Genomic DNA, 212 nt, shown 5'->3' with positions numbered 1-212 from the left:
TATCGAGAGACAGGAGAAAAAAATAAAAGAATAGAATATTATTATACAAAAGGAGATAGACTCTATGTGTTAAACCCTGGCTCTGGCTTTAAAGTTTCTGCTTCGATATATGAATTTCGATATGAATTTTCTGATTCGGATAATATCTTGATTCTACAACTATATGTAAACGGAGAACTAAGTAATTACAAAGAGTTTTTGAAACGTAAATA

General features: G+C 29.2%; 1 protein-coding gene. It reads left to right on the top strand.

All coding sequences use genetic code 11. From position 1 onward, the window contains the following. Nucleotides 1-212: hypothetical protein (locus CCAND38_RS12090; protein WP_042343761.1), on the top strand; the 212-nt coding region annotated here is incomplete at both ends.

Source organism: Capnocytophaga canis, from assembly GCF_000827555.1.
Taxonomy (GTDB): Bacteria; Bacteroidota; Bacteroidia; order Flavobacteriales; family Flavobacteriaceae; genus Capnocytophaga; species Capnocytophaga canis.
Note: the sequence above shows the minus strand (reverse complement) of the source record. Positions and strands in the feature narration are given on the sequence as shown.